Here is a 15,047-nt window from a genome sequence, read left to right as displayed (position 1 = left end):
CCACCCCCTTCGCGCCGTTAACCTTACCTTCTCTTCTGTTTTATGGGCGCTGACAGGGCCGATAAACAGCTTTGCTTACTGGAACATAACGACGCATGACGACACAGGTCCCACCTTCCGCTTTGCTTCCGCTGAACCCGGAGCAACTGGCACGCCTCCAGGCGGCCACTACCGATTTAACACCCACCCAGCTTGCCTGGGTATCTGGTTATTTCTGGGGAGTACTCAACCAGCAACCTGCTGCGCTTGCGGCGACGCCAGCTCCTGGTGCAGAAATGCCGGGTATAACTATTATCTCTGCTTCGCAAACTGGCAATGCGCGTCGGGTCGCCGAAGCATTACGCGATGACTTATTAGCGGTAAAACTGAACGTTAAGCTGGTGAACGCGGGCGACTATAAATTCAAACAAATCGCCAGTGAAAAACTGCTTATCGTGGTGACTTCAACACAAGGGGAAGGGGAACCGCCGGAAGAAGCCGTCGCGCTGCATAAGTTCCTGTTCTCCAAAAAAGCGCCGAAGCTGGAAAACACCGCGTTTGCCGTGTTTAGCCTCGGTGATAGCTCTTATGAATTTTTCTGCCAGTCCGGGAAAGATTTCGACAGCAAGCTGGCGGATCTTGGCGGTGAACGCCTGCTCGACCGTGTCGATGCGGATGTGGAATATCAGGCTGCCGCCAGCGAATGGCGCGCTCGCGTGGTTGATGTACTGAAATCTCGCACGCCTGTCGCAGCACCTTCCCAACCCGTCGCTACTGGCGCGGTAAATGAAATTCACACCAGCCCGTATAGCAAAGAGGCGCCGCTGGTGGCGAACCTTTCGGTTAACCAGAAAATTACTGGACGTAACTCTGAAAAAGACGTTCGCCATATCGAAATTGACTTAGGCGACTCTGGCCTGCGCTATCAGCCGGGCGATGCGCTGGGGGTGTGGTATCAGAACGATCCCGCACTGGTTAAAGAACTTGTTGAACTGCTGTGGCTGAAAGGCGATGAACCCGTCACCGTTGATGGCAAAACGCTGACTCTGAGCGAAGCGCTACAGTGGCACTACGAACTGACGGTTAACACCGCCAACATCGTTGAGAACTACGCCACGCTTACCCGCAGTGAAACGCTGCTGCCGCTGGTGGGCGATAAAGCGAAGTTACAGCATTACGCCGCGACCACGCCGATTGTCGACATGGTGCGTTTCTCTCCGGCACAGCTTGACGCTGAAGACTTGATTAACTTGCTGCGCCCGCTGACGCCTCGTCTTTACTCCATCGCCTCATCGCAGGCGGAAGTCGAGAGCGAAGTGCACGTCACCGTCGGCGTGGTGCGTTATGACGTGGAAGGCCGCGCCCGTGCTGGTGGTGCCTCCAGCTTCCTCGCCGATCGCGTGGAAGAAGAGGGCGAAGTCCGCGTCTTTATCGAACATAACGACAACTTCCGCTTACCCGCTAACCCGGAAACGCCGGTGATTATGATTGGCCCCGGTACGGGTATCGCACCGTTCCGCGCCTTTATGCAGCAACGTGCAGCTGACGAAGCGCCGGGTAAAAACTGGCTGTTCTTCGGCAACCCACACTTTACGGAAGATTTCCTCTACCAGGTGGAATGGCAGCGTTATGTGAAAGAGGGCGTGCTGACGCGTATCGATCTCGCCTGGTCGCGCGATCAAAAAGAAAAAGTTTACGTACAAGACAAACTGCGCGAACAGGGCGCAGAACTGTGGCGCTGGATCAACGACGGTGCCCACATTTATGTCTGCGGCGACGCTAATCGCATGGCGAAAGACGTTGAACAGGCACTTCTGGAAGTGATTGCCGAATTTGGTGGCATGGACACCGAAGCGGCGGATGAATTTTTAAGTGAGCTGCGCGTAGAGCGCCGTTATCAGCGAGATGTCTACTAATGAGCGAAAAATATCCAGGGCCTTTAGTGGTCGAAGGTAAACTGGCAGATGCCGAGCGCATGAAACTTGAAAGCAACTATCTGCGCGGCACCATTGCAGAAGATTTAAACGACGGCCTGACAGGCGGCTTTAAAGGCGACAACTTCTTGCTGATCCGTTTCCACGGCATGTATCAGCAAGATGACCGCGACATTCGTGCTGAACGTGCTGAACAGAAGCTGGAACCACGTCATGCCATGATGCTCCGCTGCCGCTTGCCGGGTGGTGTTATCACCACCAAACAGTGGCAGGCGATTGATAAATTTGCTGAAGACAACACGATTTACGGCAGCATTCGTCTGACCAACCGCCAGACGTTCCAGTTCCACGGTATTCTGAAAAAGAACGTCAAACCGGCACACCAGATGCTGCACTCGATCGGTCTGGATGCATTAGCCACCGCCAACGACATGAACCGTAACGTGCTGTGCACCTCAAACCCGTTCGAGTCGCAGCTGCACGCGGAAGCCTACGAATGGGCGAAGAAAATCTCTGAGCATCTGCTGCCGCGTACTCGCGCTTACGCGGAGATCTGGCTCGATCAGGAAAAAGTTGCTACCACCGATGAAGAACCGATCCTCGGTCAGACCTACCTGCCGCGTAAGTTCAAAACCACGGTAGTTATTCCGCCGCAGAACGATATCGATCTGCACGCCAACGACATGAACTTCGTGGCGATAGCCGAAAACGGTAAGCTGGTAGGCTTCAACCTGCTGGTTGGCGGCGGCCTTTCGATGGAACACGGCAACAAAAAAACCTACGCCCGTACAGCAAGCGAGTTTGGTTATCTGCCACTGGAACATACGCTGGCCGTGGCGGAAGCGGTCGTTACCACCCAGCGCGACTGGGGTAACCGTACCGACCGTAAAAATGCCAAAACCAAATATACCCTGGAGCGCGTGGGCGTTGAGACGTTTAAAGCGGAAGTGGAACGTCGTGCAGGGATCAAGTTTGAGCCGATCCGCCCGTATGAATTTACCGGACGTGGCGATCGTATCGGCTGGGTAAAAGGGATCGACGACAAATGGCACCTGACGCTGTTCATCGAAAATGGTCGTATTCTCGATTATCCGGGGCGTCCGCTGAAAACCGGCCTGCTGGAGATCGCGAAGATCCACAAAGGCGATTTCCGCATTACGGCTAACCAGAATCTGATCATCGCCGGTGTACCGGAAAGCCAGAAAGCGAAGATCGAGAAAATCGCGCTGGTGAGCGGCCTGATGAATGTCGTCACTCCGCAGCGTGAAAACTCAATGGCCTGCGTGTCGTTCCCAACGTGTCCGCTGGCGATGGCGGAAGCTGAACGTTTCTTGCCGTCGTTTATCGACAACATCGATAATTTAATGGCGAAACATGGCGTCAGCGATGAGCATATCGTAATGCGAGTGACGGGCTGCCCAAATGGCTGTGGTCGCGCGATGCTGGCGGAAGTTGGCCTGGTGGGTAAAGCGCCGGGTCGCTACAACCTGCATCTTGGCGGCAACCGCATGGGAACACGTATCCCACGAATGTATAAAGAAAACATCACCGAGCCGGAAATCCTGGCGTCGCTTGATGAACTGATTGGGCGCTGGGCGAAAGAGCGCGAAGCGGGTGAGGGCTTCGGCGACTTTACGGTGCGTGCGGGCATCATTCGCCCGGTGCTCGATCCGGCGCGCGATTTGTGGGATTAACATGAATTGCCACTTCTGCTTGGTTTTGTAGGCCTGATAAGACGCGCCTGCGTCGCATCAGGCATCGTGGCGCCTTTGCCGGATGCGGCGTAAACGCCTTATCCGACCTACGGAACCGTAACACGCATCAGGCAAGGCAAACAGTGAGGAACCTATGTCCAGACTCGATCTAAACGCCCTGAATGAGCTGCCAAAGGTAGACTGCATTCTGGCACTGGCAGAAACTAATGCCCAACTGGAAAAACTGGACGCCGAAGGCCGCGTCGCCTGGGCGCTGGATAATCTGCCCGGTGAATATGTGCTTTCTTCCAGCTTCGGCATTCAGGCAGCGGTGAGCCTGCATCTGGTGAATCAGATTCGCCCGGATATTCCGGTGATCCTCACCGATACGGGTTACTTGTTCCCGGAAACTTACCGTTTTATTGATGAGTTAACGGACAAACTCAAGCTCAACCTGAAAGTGTACCGCGCCACCGAAAGCGCCGCCTGGCAGGAAGCGCGCTACGGCAAACTGTGGGAGCAGGGCGTTGAAGGCATTGAAAAATACAATGACATCAACAAAGTTGAACCGATGAACCGAGCGCTGAAAGAACTGAATGCGCAAACCTGGTTTGCTGGCCTGCGCCGCGAACAATCCGGCAGCCGTGCCAATTTACCGGTACTGGCTATCCAGCGTGGTGTATTTAAAGTGCTGCCTATTATCGACTGGGATAACCGCACTATTTATCAGTACCTGCAAAAACATGGCCTGAAATATCATCCTTTATGGGATGAAGGATATTTATCGGTGGGAGATACCCATACAACCCGTAAATGGGAACCCGGCATGGCAGAAGAAGAAACGCGTTTCTTTGGTTTAAAAAGGGAATGTGGGCTGCACGAAGGCTAAAACTTCGCTCCGCTTAATAAACGCCTCTGTCTGAAAAGATGGGGGCGTTTTTATTTTGCGAGGAGCGTTCCTGCTTTTAAACGTGAATGTAGCAAGGGGAATCTACAGGCATAGAATGGCGTCGGGTGCTTGAGGCTGTCTGGCGTTAAGCATTCGCGAGGTTCCAGATGGACAAAAGCCCCAGGCGATATTTCTATCAACCTGAGGCCTGCGTTCGAACGTAGCAATTCGGATGTTAGTCTCTTCTTTGCAGGGAGGCAAGACATGCTGACAAAATATGCCCTTGTGGCAATCATCGTACTGTGTTGTACAGTGCTGGGATTCACGCTCATGGTAGGCGACTCATTGTGTGAGTTGAGTATCAGAGAACGTGGTATGGAGTTTAAGGCAGTTCTCGCTTACGAATCGAAGAAGTAGCCACCACGCGGGGGTAAAACCCCGCGTATTGAATTGTTATAGTTTGGCCTTCTGCACCCGTTTTTTATACTCTTTTTCAGGTGGCATTGATTTCCTGCAGGCTCGGGAGTGATCATTTCAAACCCATCAGGACGCCTTCGCCAGCTCCTTCACCAGCGGTAGCATTATCCGCATAACATCACGGCAGCGGCGTTCTATTCTTCCAGGAAGTGCCTTATCAATATGCTGTTGATTATCCAGTCTTACATCATGCCAGCTAGTTCCCGCAGGGAATGCGGCTGTTTTTGCGCGTTGCTGATAACCGTCTTTATTTCCCAGATTCCAGTTTGTCGCTTCCACCGAAAGTACAGCAATGCCCGCTTTGTCGAAAATTTCTGCGTCATTACAACATCCGGTGCCTTTCGGATAGTTTTTATTCAAACCTGGATTTGTGGTGGCGGCAATTCCATGACTGCGGGCAATTGCCAGCGCCCGGTCGCGCGTTAATTTCCTTACTGCTTCAGGTGTTTTTACGCCACTGTTGAAATACAGCTTATCGCCAACAATCAGATTATCGAGATTAATCACCAATAAAGTATTTTTCTTTTCGGTATCACTCATGCGTTTGAGTAAATTCTCAGCGCCTAATTTCCCTTCCTCTTCGCCACTGGTTGCTACAAAACGAATGCCATATTCGGTTGGCGTATTTTTCAGGCGTTCAGCCAGCTCCAGCATGACACCTAAACCTGCGGCATTATCATCCATTCCTTGTAACGTCAGCCCGCCGAGATTGGCATCTGCATCTGCGTCGCTCTGCGGGGCATAGGTATCCAGATGCGCCATAATAATGATCTGCTGCGGCGCTTTGCCTTCATGAGCGGCAATCACCGTACTTCCCGTCACGTTGTGCCAGTTTTTGCGGTTATCGCGGGCGGTATAAATATATCGGCTATTAAATGTCCGAATATCACTGCGGTAACCCATTTGCTGAAACTGTTGCCGAATATAATCGGCTGATAACATTTCTGCGGGTGTACCGGTCATTCGTCCCGGAAAGAAAGTGGCAATATGTCGCGCCTGTGTATTGGCAAAATCGCCAGGTTTAGGTGACGAGGCGTGTACGGGGAGAATAAAGCATACGCCGAGCGCCAGGGCAGCGGTACGGTGGCGCAATGCGGAAAACATAGTGAGTCCTTAAATACCATGCAAATTTTTTACCGCCATAGTATGAAACTGCTGCTGCGCTAAAACAATTTCAAATCTTCCTAAACGCCCGAAATCCGGTAGCTTAAGCACTTTTTGATATTTGCTTTGCCAAAGCGTTATTCCGTTAAGGAACTACTCATTCCAATTGGTAATTTCATTCGTTCTCCTGCGCTCCCTATAGTCGAAACATCTGATGGCAAGAAAATAGCGGTATTGCAAAGGAACGGTTATGGATCAAAAACGACTTACCCACCTGCGACAGCTGGAGGCGGAAAGCATCCACATCATTCGCGAGGTGGCGGCAGAATTCTCAAATCCGGTGATGCTCTACTCCATCGGCAAAGATTCCAGCGTCATGCTGCATCTGGCGCGCAAGGCGTTTTATCCTGGTACGCTGCCGTTCCCACTGCTGCATGTCGATACCGGCTGGAAATTCCGCGAGATGTATGAGTTCCGCGATCGTACGGCGAAAGCTTACGGCTGCGAGCTGTTGGTACATAAAAATCCAGAAGGCGTAGCGATGGGGATTAACCCGTTCGTGCACGGCAGCGCCAAACATACCGACATTATGAAAACCGAAGGTCTGAAACAGGCGCTGAATAAATACGGCTTTGATGCCGCCTTCGGTGGTGCACGTCGCGATGAAGAGAAGTCCCGCGCCAAAGAACGAATCTACTCTTTCCGTGACCGCTTTCATCGCTGGGATCCGAAAAACCAGCGTCCGGAGTTGTGGCACAACTATAACGGGCAGATCAACAAAGGCGAAAGCATCCGCGTTTTCCCGCTCTCTAACTGGACCGAGCAGGATATCTGGCAATACATCTGGCTGGAAAATATTGACATTGTTCCGCTGTATCTCGCCGCTGAACGTCCGGTCCTGGAACGCGACGGTATGTTGATGATGATTGATGACAACCGTATCGACCTGCAACCGGGCGAAGTGATTAAAAAACGGATGGTGCGCTTTCGCACGCTGGGCTGCTGGCCGCTGACCGGTGCGGTGGAATCAAACGCACAAACACTGCCGGAAATCATCGAAGAGATGCTGGTTTCCACCACCAGTGAACGTCAGGGCCGCGTGATTGACCGCGACCAGGCGGGGTCCATGGAGCTGAAAAAACGTCAGGGGTATTTTTAAGATGAACACCGCACTTGCACAACAAATCGCCAATGAAGGCGGCGTCGAAGCCTGGATGATTGCCCAACAACATAAAAGCCTGCTGCGTTTTCTGACCTGCGGCAGCGTCGATGACGGCAAAAGCACCCTGATTGGTCGCCTGCTGCACGATACTCGCCAAATCTACGAAGATCAGCTCTCATCGCTGCATAACGACAGCAAACGACACGGTACCCAGGGCGAAAAACTGGATTTGGCGTTGCTGGTGGATGGCCTGCAAGCTGAACGCGAACAGGGCATCACTATCGATGTGGCTTACCGTTATTTCTCCACCGAGAAGCGTAAATTTATTATCGCCGACACTCCTGGGCACGAGCAGTACACCCGCAATATGGCGACCGGCGCGTCAACGTGTGAGCTGGCGATCTTATTGATCGACGCCCGTAAAGGCGTGCTCGATCAAACCCGTCGTCACAGTTTTATCTCTACGCTGCTGGGGATTAAACATCTGGTTGTGGCGATCAATAAAATGGATCTGGTGGATTACAGTGAAGAGACATTCACCCGCATTCGTGAAGACTACCTGACTTTTGCCGAACAATTACCGGGCAATCTGGATATTCGTTTTGTACCGCTCTCTGCCCTGGAAGGCGACAATGTGGCTTCGCAAAGCGAAAGTATGCCGTGGTACAGCGGCCCAACATTACTTGAAGTGCTGGAAACCGTTGAGATCCAGCGAGTGGTTGATGCCCAGCCGATGCGCTTCCCGGTTCAATACGTTAACCGCCCGAATCTCGATTTTCGTGGCTACGCCGGAACGCTGGCTTCCGGTCGCGTGCAAGTCGGGCAACGTGTCAAAGTACTGCCCTCTGGCGTGGAGTCAAACATCGCGCGGATCGTTACTTTTGATGGCGATCGCGAAGAAGCTTTTGCCGGAGAAGCGATCACACTGGTGCTGACGGATGAGATCGACATCAGCCGTGGCGATCTGCTGCTGACAGCAGATGAAGCGCTGCCGGCGGTGCAGAGTGCGTCAGTTGATGTGGTATGGATGGCGGAACAACCGCTTTCCCAGGGCCAGAGTTACGACATCAAAATCGCCGGTAAGAAGACGCGCGCTCGTGTTGATGGGATTCGCTATCAGGTTGATATTAATAACCTTACCCAGCGTGAAGTTGAAAACCTGCCGCTGAATGGGATCGGCCTGGTGGATCTCACCTTTGACGAGCCGCTGGTGTTAGATCGTTATCAACAAAATCCGGTGACGGGTGGGCTGATTTTTATCGATCGTCTGAGCAACGTGACTGTTGGTGCAGGTATGGTGCGTGAGCCAACAAACGATGCCGTCGTTGCGCCATCGGAATTTAGTGCGTTCGAGCTTGAACTGAATGCGTTAGTACGCCGTCACTTCCCGCACTGGGGCGCGCGCGATTTACTGGGAGGTAAATGATGGCGCTGCATGACGAAAACGTCGTCTGGCATAGCCACCCAGTAACTGTGCAACAGCGCGAACAACACCACGGACATCGTGGTGTTGTGCTGTGGTTTACTGGGCTCTCCGGTTCCGGTAAATCAACCGTCGCGGGCGCGCTGGAAGAAGCACTGCATAAACTCGGCGTCAGTACGTATTTGCTGGATGGTGACAACGTTCGCCACGGGTTATGTAGCGATCTCGGTTTTAGCGATGCCGATCGCAAAGAAAATATCCGTCGGGTTGGTGAAGTGGCGAATTTAATGGTTGAAGCCGGACTAGTGGTGCTGACCGCGTTTATCTCGCCACATCGCGCTGAACGCCAGACGGTTCGCGAACGCGTAGGAGAAGGGCGATTTATCGAAGTGTTTGTCGATACGCCGCTGACGATTTGCGAGGCTCGCGATCCAAAAGGCTTATATAAGAAAGCGCGCGCTGGTGAACTGCGCAACTTTACCGGAATAGATGCAATTTACGAAGCGCCTGAATCGGCAGAAATTCATCTCAATGGTGAACAATTAGTAACAAATTTGGTTCAGCAATTATTAGATCTACTGAGACAGAACGATATTATCAGATCCTGAGACACCACCGGGTTTTCATGCCCGGTTCGTCAAAGTGACAGGATCCGATATGCGTAATAGCCATAACATTACACTAACAAATAGTGATAGCCTTACTGAGGACGAAGAAACCACATGGTCGCTACCTGGGGCCGTGGTCGGTTTTGTGTCCTGGCTGTGTGCACTGGCGATTCCGATGTTGATTTATGGCTCTAACACGCTGTTTTTCTTTATCTACACCTGGCCTTTCTTTCTGGCGCTGATGCCTGTTGCGGTGGTGGTAGGTATTGCGCTGCATTCCTTGATGGACGGAAAATTACGCTACAGTATTGTTTTCACTTTTATCACCGTTGGCATTATGTTTGGTGCACTGTTTATGTGGTTGTTGGGCTAATCTGTTCTTTCCTGTTCATTCTGTCCATAATTCAAACCGTAACCAACAATGAGATTATGTTCTGCGCGCCCTGGGTATACGTAACAATGGACAAATGTGGTACATTTGCCCGCGTTGTCGCGGTATCCCCAACAGAGGATGTAGAGTCGTCTTCGGATGCATGGGATGAGGATGCCGTTTTTCAGGGGGCAGGATGGGTAAACTAACGCTGCTGTTGCTGGCTATTCTGGTCTGGCTACAGTATTCGCTGTGGTTCGGTAAGAACGGTATACATGACTATACCCGCGTCAATGATGATGTGGCGGCACAGCAAGCTACAAACGCGAAACTTAAAGCGCGAAACGATCAGCTTTTTGCCGAAATTGACGATCTCAATGGCGGCCAGGAGGCGCTCGAAGAGCGTGCGCGTAATGAACTCAGCATGACCAGGCCGGGCGAAACTTTTTATCGTCTGGTGCCTGACGCGTCGAAGCGCGCACAGTCTGCGGGGCAAAACAATCGATAAATCAGCCCGGGAATTAACATGGCAACCACTCATTTGGATGTTTGCGCCGTGGTTCCGGCGGCCGGATTTGGCCGCCGAATGCAAACGGAATGTCCTAAGCAATATCTCTTAATCGGTAATCAAACCATTCTTGAACACTCGGTGCATGCGCTGCTGGCGCATCCCCGGGTGTCGCGTGTCGTCATTGCAATAAGCCCTGGCGATAGCCGCTTTGCACAACTTCCTCTGGCGAATCATCCGCAAATCACCGTTGTTGATGGTGGTGAAGAGCGTGCTAATTCCGTGCTGGCAGGTCTGAAAGCCGCTGGTGATGCACAGTGGGTGCTGGTGCATGACGCCGCTCGCCCTTGTCTGCATCAGGATGACCTCGCGCGCCTGTTGGCGTTGAGCGAAACCAGCCGCACGGGAGGGATTCTCGCCGCGCCGGTGCGCGATACGATGAAACGCGCGGAGCCTGGCAAAAACGCCATTGCTCATACCGTTGATCGCAACGGCTTATGGCACGCGCTGACGCCGCAATTTTTCCCTCGTGAGCTGTTACATGACTGCCTGACGCGCGCTTTAAATGAAGGCGCTACCATTACTGACGAAGCCTCGGCGCTGGAATACTGCGGTTTTCATCCACAGCTTGTCGAAGGCCGAGCGGATAACATTAAAGTCACGCGCCCGGAAGATTTGGCGCTTGCCGAATTTTACCTCACCCGAACCATCCATCAGGAGAATACATAATGCGAATTGGACACGGTTTTGATGTTCACGCCTTTGGCGGCGAAGGCCCAATTATCATTGGTGGCGTGCGCATCCCTTATGAAAAAGGGCTGCTGGCACATTCTGATGGCGACGTGGCGCTGCACGCGCTGACTGATGCATTACTTGGTGCAGCGGCGTTGGGGGATATCGGCAAGCTGTTCCCGGATACCGATCCGGCATTTAAAGGTGCGGACAGTCGCGAGCTGCTACGCGAAGCCTGGCGACGCATTCAGGCGAAGGGCTATACCCTCGGCAACGTCGATGTCACTATCATCGCTCAGGCACCGAAGATGCTGCCGCATATTCCACAAATGCGCGTGTTTATTGCCGAAGATCTCGGCTGCCATATGGATGATGTTAACGTGAAAGCCACTACTACGGAAAAACTCGGATTTACCGGACGTGGGGAAGGGATTGCCTGTGAAGCGGTGGCGCTACTCATTAAGGCAACAAAATGATTGAATTTGATAATCTCACTTACCTCCACGGCAAACCGCAAGGAACCGGGCTGCTGAAAGCCAACCCGGAAGACTTTGTGGTGGTGGAAGATTTAGGCTTTGAGCCTGATGGTGAAGGTGAGCATATCCTGGTGCGCATTCTTAAAAACGGCTGCAATACCCGTTTTGTGGCCGACGCATTGGCGAAATTCCTGAAAATTCATGCTCGCGAAGTCAGTTTCGCCGGGCAGAAAGACAAACATGCCGTTACGGAACAGTGGTTATGCGCTCGCGTACCGGGCAAAGAGATGCCTGATCTAAGCGCGTTTCAGCTGGAAGGCTGCCAGGTGCTGGAGTATGCGCGCCACAAGCGTAAACTGCGTTTAGGGGCGCTGAAAGGCAACGCCTTTACCCTGGTGCTGCGAGAAGTGAGCAATCGTGATGACGTTGAACAGCGACTGATCGATATTTGCGTGAAAGGTGTACCGAATTACTTTGGCGCGCAACGTTTTGGTATTGGCGGTAGTAACTTGCAGGGCGCGTTGCGCTGGGCGCAAACCAATACTCCGGTGCGCGATCGCAATAAGCGTAGTTTTTGGTTGTCGGCAGCTCGTAGTGCGTTATTTAATCAGATTGTTGCTGAACGACTCAAAAAAGCAGAAGTTAATCAGGTTGTTGACGGTGATGCGCTACAATTAGCCGGGCGCGGCAGTTGGTTTGTTGCTACTCACGAAGAACTGGCAGAATTACAGCGTCGCGTGAACGATAAAGAGCTGATGATTACTGCTGCTATGCCGGGTAGCGGCGAATGGGGAACCCAGCGTGAGGCGCTGGCATTCGAACAAGCGGCGGTAGCCGACGAAACTGAATTGCAAGCCCTACTGGTGCGCGAAAAAGTAGAAGCCGCGCGCAGAGCGATGCTGTTATATCCGCAACAATTAAGCTGGAACTGGTGGGATGACGTCACCGTAGAAATCCGTTTCTGGCTTCCGGCAGGAAGCTTTGCGACCAGCGTTGTCAGGGAACTTATCAACACAACAGGTGATTATGCGCATATTGCTGAGTAATGATGACGGGGTACATGCGCCCGGTATACAAACGCTGGCGAAAGCTCTGCGTGAGTTTGCTGACGTTCAGGTGGTCGCCCCCGATCGTAATCGCAGCGGTGCTTCAAACTCCCTGACGCTGGAATCCTCCCTGCGCACGTTTACCTTTGAAAATGGTGATATCGCCGTGCAAATGGGAACCCCGACCGACTGCGTCTATCTTGGCGTGAATGCTCTGATGCGTCCGCGCCCGGATATTGTGGTTTCGGGTATTAACGCCGGGCCGAATCTGGGTGATGATGTTATTTATTCCGGTACGGTGGCCGCCGCGATGGAAGGCCGTCATTTAGGTTTTCCGGCGCTTGCCGTTTCACTTGACGGGCATAAACATTACGACACTGCTGCAGCAGTCACCTGTTCCATTTTGCGCGCACTGTGTAAAGAGCCGCTGCGTACCGGACGTATTCTCAATATCAACGTACCTGATTTACCACTGGATCAGATTAAAGGTATCCGCGTGACTCGCTGCGGTACACGACATCCGGCAGATCAGGTTATCCCGCAGCAGGATCCGCGCGGTAATACGCTGTACTGGATTGGCCCGCCGGGCGGTAAGTGTGATGCCGGTCCGGGGACCGATTTTGCTGCGGTAGATGAAGGCTACGTCTCCATCACGCCGCTGCATGTAGATTTAACCGCGCACAACGCGCAAGATGTGGTTTCAGACTGGTTAAACAGCGTGGGAGTTGGCACGCAATGGTAAGCAGACGCGTACAAGCACTTCTGGATCAATTACGTGCGCAAGGTATTCAGGATGAGCAGGTGCTTAATGCACTTGCTGCCGTGCCGCGTGAAAAATTCATCGATGAAGCGTTTGAACAAAAAGCCTGGGACAATATCGCGTTGCCGATAGGTCAGGGGCAGACAATTTCGCAGCCGTATATGGTGGCGCGAATGACCGAATTACTCGAACTGACGCCGCAGTCGCGAGTGCTGGAAATCGGCACTGGTTCGGGATATCAAACGGCAATTCTGGCACATCTTGTCCAGCATGTATGCTCGGTTGAACGGATTAAAGGATTGCAGTGGCAGGCGCGCAGACGTCTGAAAAATCTTGATTTACACAATGTTTCAACCCGTCACGGAGATGGATGGCAAGGTTGGCAAGCACGTGCGCCGTTTGACGCTATCATTGTAACGGCTGCACCGCCCGAAATTCCGACAGCGTTAATGACGCAACTGGACGAAGGCGGCATTCTCGTCTTACCTGTAGGGGAAGAGCACCAGTATTTAAAGCGGGTGCGTCGTCGGGGAGGCGAATTTATTATCGACACTGTGGAGGCGGTGCGCTTTGTTCCCTTAGTAAAGGGGGAGCTGGCTTAAAGCGTGAGGAAAATACCTGGAATTTTCCTGGTTATTTTGCAGCAGGTCAGCGTATCGTGAACATCTTTTCCAGTGTTCAGTAGGGTGCCTTGCACGGTAATTATGTCACTGGTTATTAATCAATTTTTTCCTGGGGGATAAATGAGCGCGGGAAGCCCAAAATTCACCGTTCGCCGTATTGCGGCTTTGTCACTGGTTTCGCTATGGTTGGCTGGCTGTTCTGACACTTCAAATCCACCGGCACCGGTCAGCTCCGTTAATGGCAATGCGCCAGCAAATACCAATTCTGGTATGTTGATTACGCCGCCACCGAAAATGGGGACGACGTCTACAACGCAGCAACCACAAATTCAGCCGGTACAACAGCCACAAATTCAATCGGCTCAACAGCCGCAAATCCAACCGGTACAGCCTGTTACCCAGCAACCGGTGCAAATGGAAAACGGACGCATCGTCTATAACCGTCAGTACGGGAATATTCCGAAAGGCAGTTATAGCGGCAGCACTTACACCGTGAAAAAAGGCGACACACTTTTTTATATCGCCTGGATTACCGGCAACGATTTCCGTGACCTTGCCCAACGCAACAATATTCAGGCTCCTTACGCTCTGAACGTAGGTCAGACCTTACAGGTGGGTAATGCTTCCGGTACGCCAATCACTGGCGGAAATGCCATTACCCAGGCCGATGCAGCAGAGCAAGGAGTTGTGATCAAGCCTGCACAAAATTCCACCGTTGCTGTTGCGTCGCAACCGACAATTACGTATTCTGAATCTTCGGGTGAACAGAGTGCTAACAAAATGTTGCCGAACAACAAGCCAACTGCGACCACGGTCACAGCGCCTGTAACGGTACCAACAGCAAGCACAACCGAGCCAACTGTCAGCAGTACAACAACCAGTACGCCGATCTCCACCTGGCGCTGGCCGACTGAGGGCAAAGTGATTGAAACCTTTGGCGCTTCTGAGGGAGGCAACAAGGGGATTGATATCGCAGGTAGCAAAGGACAGGCAATTATCGCGACCGCAGATGGCCGCGTTGTTTATGCCGGTAATGCGCTGCGCGGCTACGGTAATCTGATTATCATCAAACATAATGATGATTACCTGAGTGCCTACGCCCATAACGACACAATGCTGGTCCGGGAACAACAAGAAGTTAAGGCGGGGCAAAAAATAGCGACCATGGGTAGCACCGGAACCAGTTCAACACGCTTGCATTTTGAAATTCGTTACAAGGGGAAATCCGTAAACCCGCTGCGTTATTTACCGCAGCGATAAAT

At 52.4% G+C, this 15,047-nt stretch carries 16 protein-coding genes; 15 read left to right on the top strand and 1 reads right to left on the bottom strand.

What is annotated here, in order from left to right; genetic code table 11:
* The first annotated feature begins 95 nt into the window (after positions 1 to 95).
* The 4 genes from cysJ to H9644_RS06065 all read left to right on the top strand — a co-directional run bounded on the left by cysJ (position 96) and on the right by H9644_RS06065 (position 4,913).
* Entirely contained in the window at positions 96 to 1,895 is a 1,800-nt protein-coding gene (gene cysJ, locus H9644_RS06080) for an NADPH-dependent assimilatory sulfite reductase flavoprotein subunit (RefSeq protein ID WP_191773767.1), read from the top strand.
* A complete protein-coding gene (gene cysI, locus H9644_RS06075; protein ID WP_191773765.1) occupies positions 1,895 to 3,607 on the top strand; it encodes an assimilatory sulfite reductase (NADPH) hemoprotein subunit in 1,713 nt (570 codons plus the stop codon). Before cysJ ends, cysI begins: the two co-directional genes overlap by 1 nt.
* Before the next feature lie 154 nt (positions 3,608 to 3,761).
* Positions 3,762 to 4,496 (top strand): phosphoadenosine phosphosulfate reductase, encoded by a 735-nt coding sequence (gene cysH, locus H9644_RS06070; protein WP_064528127.1) that lies wholly within the window; start codon positions 3,762 to 3,764, stop codon positions 4,494 to 4,496.
* Positions 4,497 to 4,760: 264 nt separating this feature from the next.
* Positions 4,761 to 4,913 carry a Hok/Gef family protein gene (locus tag H9644_RS06065; RefSeq protein ID WP_000956458.1) on the top strand — a complete coding sequence of 51 codons (153 nt, stop codon included), beginning with the start codon at positions 4,761 to 4,763 and terminating at the stop codon, positions 4,911 to 4,913.
* A gap of 126 nt (positions 4,914 to 5,039) precedes the next feature.
* Here H9644_RS06065 and iap read toward each other — a convergent pair whose 3' ends face one another.
* Complete coding sequence (gene iap, locus H9644_RS06060) at positions 5,040 to 6,077, bottom strand: alkaline phosphatase isozyme conversion aminopeptidase (RefSeq protein ID WP_064528124.1); 1,038 nt, start codon at positions 6,075 to 6,077, stop codon at positions 5,040 to 5,042.
* 250 nt (positions 6,078 to 6,327) lie between these two features.
* Here iap and cysD point away from each other — a divergent pair, with 250 nt between their 5' ends.
* From cysD to nlpD, 11 genes are all read left to right on the top strand, one after another.
* A complete protein-coding gene (cysD, locus tag H9644_RS06055) occupies positions 6,328 to 7,236 on the top strand; it encodes a sulfate adenylyltransferase subunit CysD (RefSeq protein ID WP_000372392.1) in 909 nt (302 codons plus the stop codon).
* Between the two features lies 1 nt (position 7,237).
* Positions 7,238 to 8,665 (top strand): sulfate adenylyltransferase subunit CysN, encoded by a 1,428-nt coding sequence (gene cysN, locus H9644_RS06050; RefSeq protein WP_191773758.1) that lies wholly within the window; start codon positions 7,238 to 7,240, stop codon positions 8,663 to 8,665.
* Positions 8,665 to 9,270 carry an adenylyl-sulfate kinase gene (gene cysC, locus H9644_RS06045; RefSeq protein WP_191774055.1) on the top strand — a complete coding sequence of 202 codons (606 nt, stop codon included), beginning with the start codon at positions 8,665 to 8,667 and terminating at the stop codon, positions 9,268 to 9,270. Before cysN ends, cysC begins: the two co-directional genes overlap by 1 nt.
* A 49-nt stretch (positions 9,271 to 9,319) precedes the next feature.
* A complete protein-coding gene (locus H9644_RS06040) occupies positions 9,320 to 9,643 on the top strand; it encodes a DUF3561 family protein (RefSeq protein WP_064528120.1) in 324 nt (107 codons plus the stop codon).
* A 193-nt stretch (positions 9,644 to 9,836) separates the two neighbouring features.
* Positions 9,837 to 10,148 carry a cell division protein FtsB gene (gene ftsB, locus H9644_RS06035; protein WP_000517476.1) on the top strand — a complete coding sequence of 104 codons (312 nt, stop codon included), beginning with the start codon at positions 9,837 to 9,839 and terminating at the stop codon, positions 10,146 to 10,148.
* Positions 10,149 to 10,166: 18 nt separating this feature from the next.
* Positions 10,167 to 10,877 (top strand): 2-C-methyl-D-erythritol 4-phosphate cytidylyltransferase, encoded by a 711-nt coding sequence (gene ispD / locus H9644_RS06030; protein ID WP_191773756.1) that lies wholly within the window; start codon positions 10,167 to 10,169, stop codon positions 10,875 to 10,877.
* The gene (gene ispF, locus H9644_RS06025; RefSeq protein WP_001219242.1) at positions 10,877 to 11,356 is read left to right on the top strand and encodes a 2-C-methyl-D-erythritol 2,4-cyclodiphosphate synthase; all 480 of its coding nucleotides are present in this window, start codon (positions 10,877 to 10,879) and stop codon (positions 11,354 to 11,356) included. The genes ispD and ispF overlap by 1 nt, the downstream gene beginning before the upstream one ends.
* Positions 11,353 to 12,402, top strand: coding sequence for a tRNA pseudouridine(13) synthase TruD (gene truD / locus H9644_RS06020; RefSeq protein WP_191773754.1), 1,050 nt, complete (start codon positions 11,353 to 11,355; stop codon positions 12,400 to 12,402). The genes ispF and truD overlap by 4 nt, the downstream gene beginning before the upstream one ends.
* Complete coding sequence (gene surE, locus H9644_RS06015) at positions 12,383 to 13,144, top strand: 5'/3'-nucleotidase SurE (protein WP_001516955.1); 762 nt, start codon at positions 12,383 to 12,385, stop codon at positions 13,142 to 13,144. The genes truD and surE overlap by 20 nt, the downstream gene beginning before the upstream one ends.
* Complete coding sequence (gene pcm / locus H9644_RS06010; RefSeq protein ID WP_000254703.1) at positions 13,138 to 13,764, top strand: protein-L-isoaspartate O-methyltransferase; 627 nt, start codon at positions 13,138 to 13,140, stop codon at positions 13,762 to 13,764. Before surE ends, pcm begins: the two co-directional genes overlap by 7 nt.
* 192 nt (positions 13,765 to 13,956) lie before the next feature.
* On the top strand, positions 13,957 to 15,045 hold the full coding sequence (gene nlpD / locus H9644_RS06005) for a murein hydrolase activator NlpD (RefSeq protein ID WP_225221319.1): 1,089 nt from the start codon (positions 13,957 to 13,959) through the stop codon (positions 15,043 to 15,045).
* Positions 15,046 to 15,047 lie beyond the last annotated feature (2 nt).

The organism is Escherichia whittamii (assembly GCF_014836715.1).
Classification (GTDB): Bacteria; Pseudomonadota; Gammaproteobacteria; order Enterobacterales; family Enterobacteriaceae; genus Escherichia; species Escherichia whittamii.
This window is presented reverse-complemented; position numbering and strand designations above follow the sequence as displayed.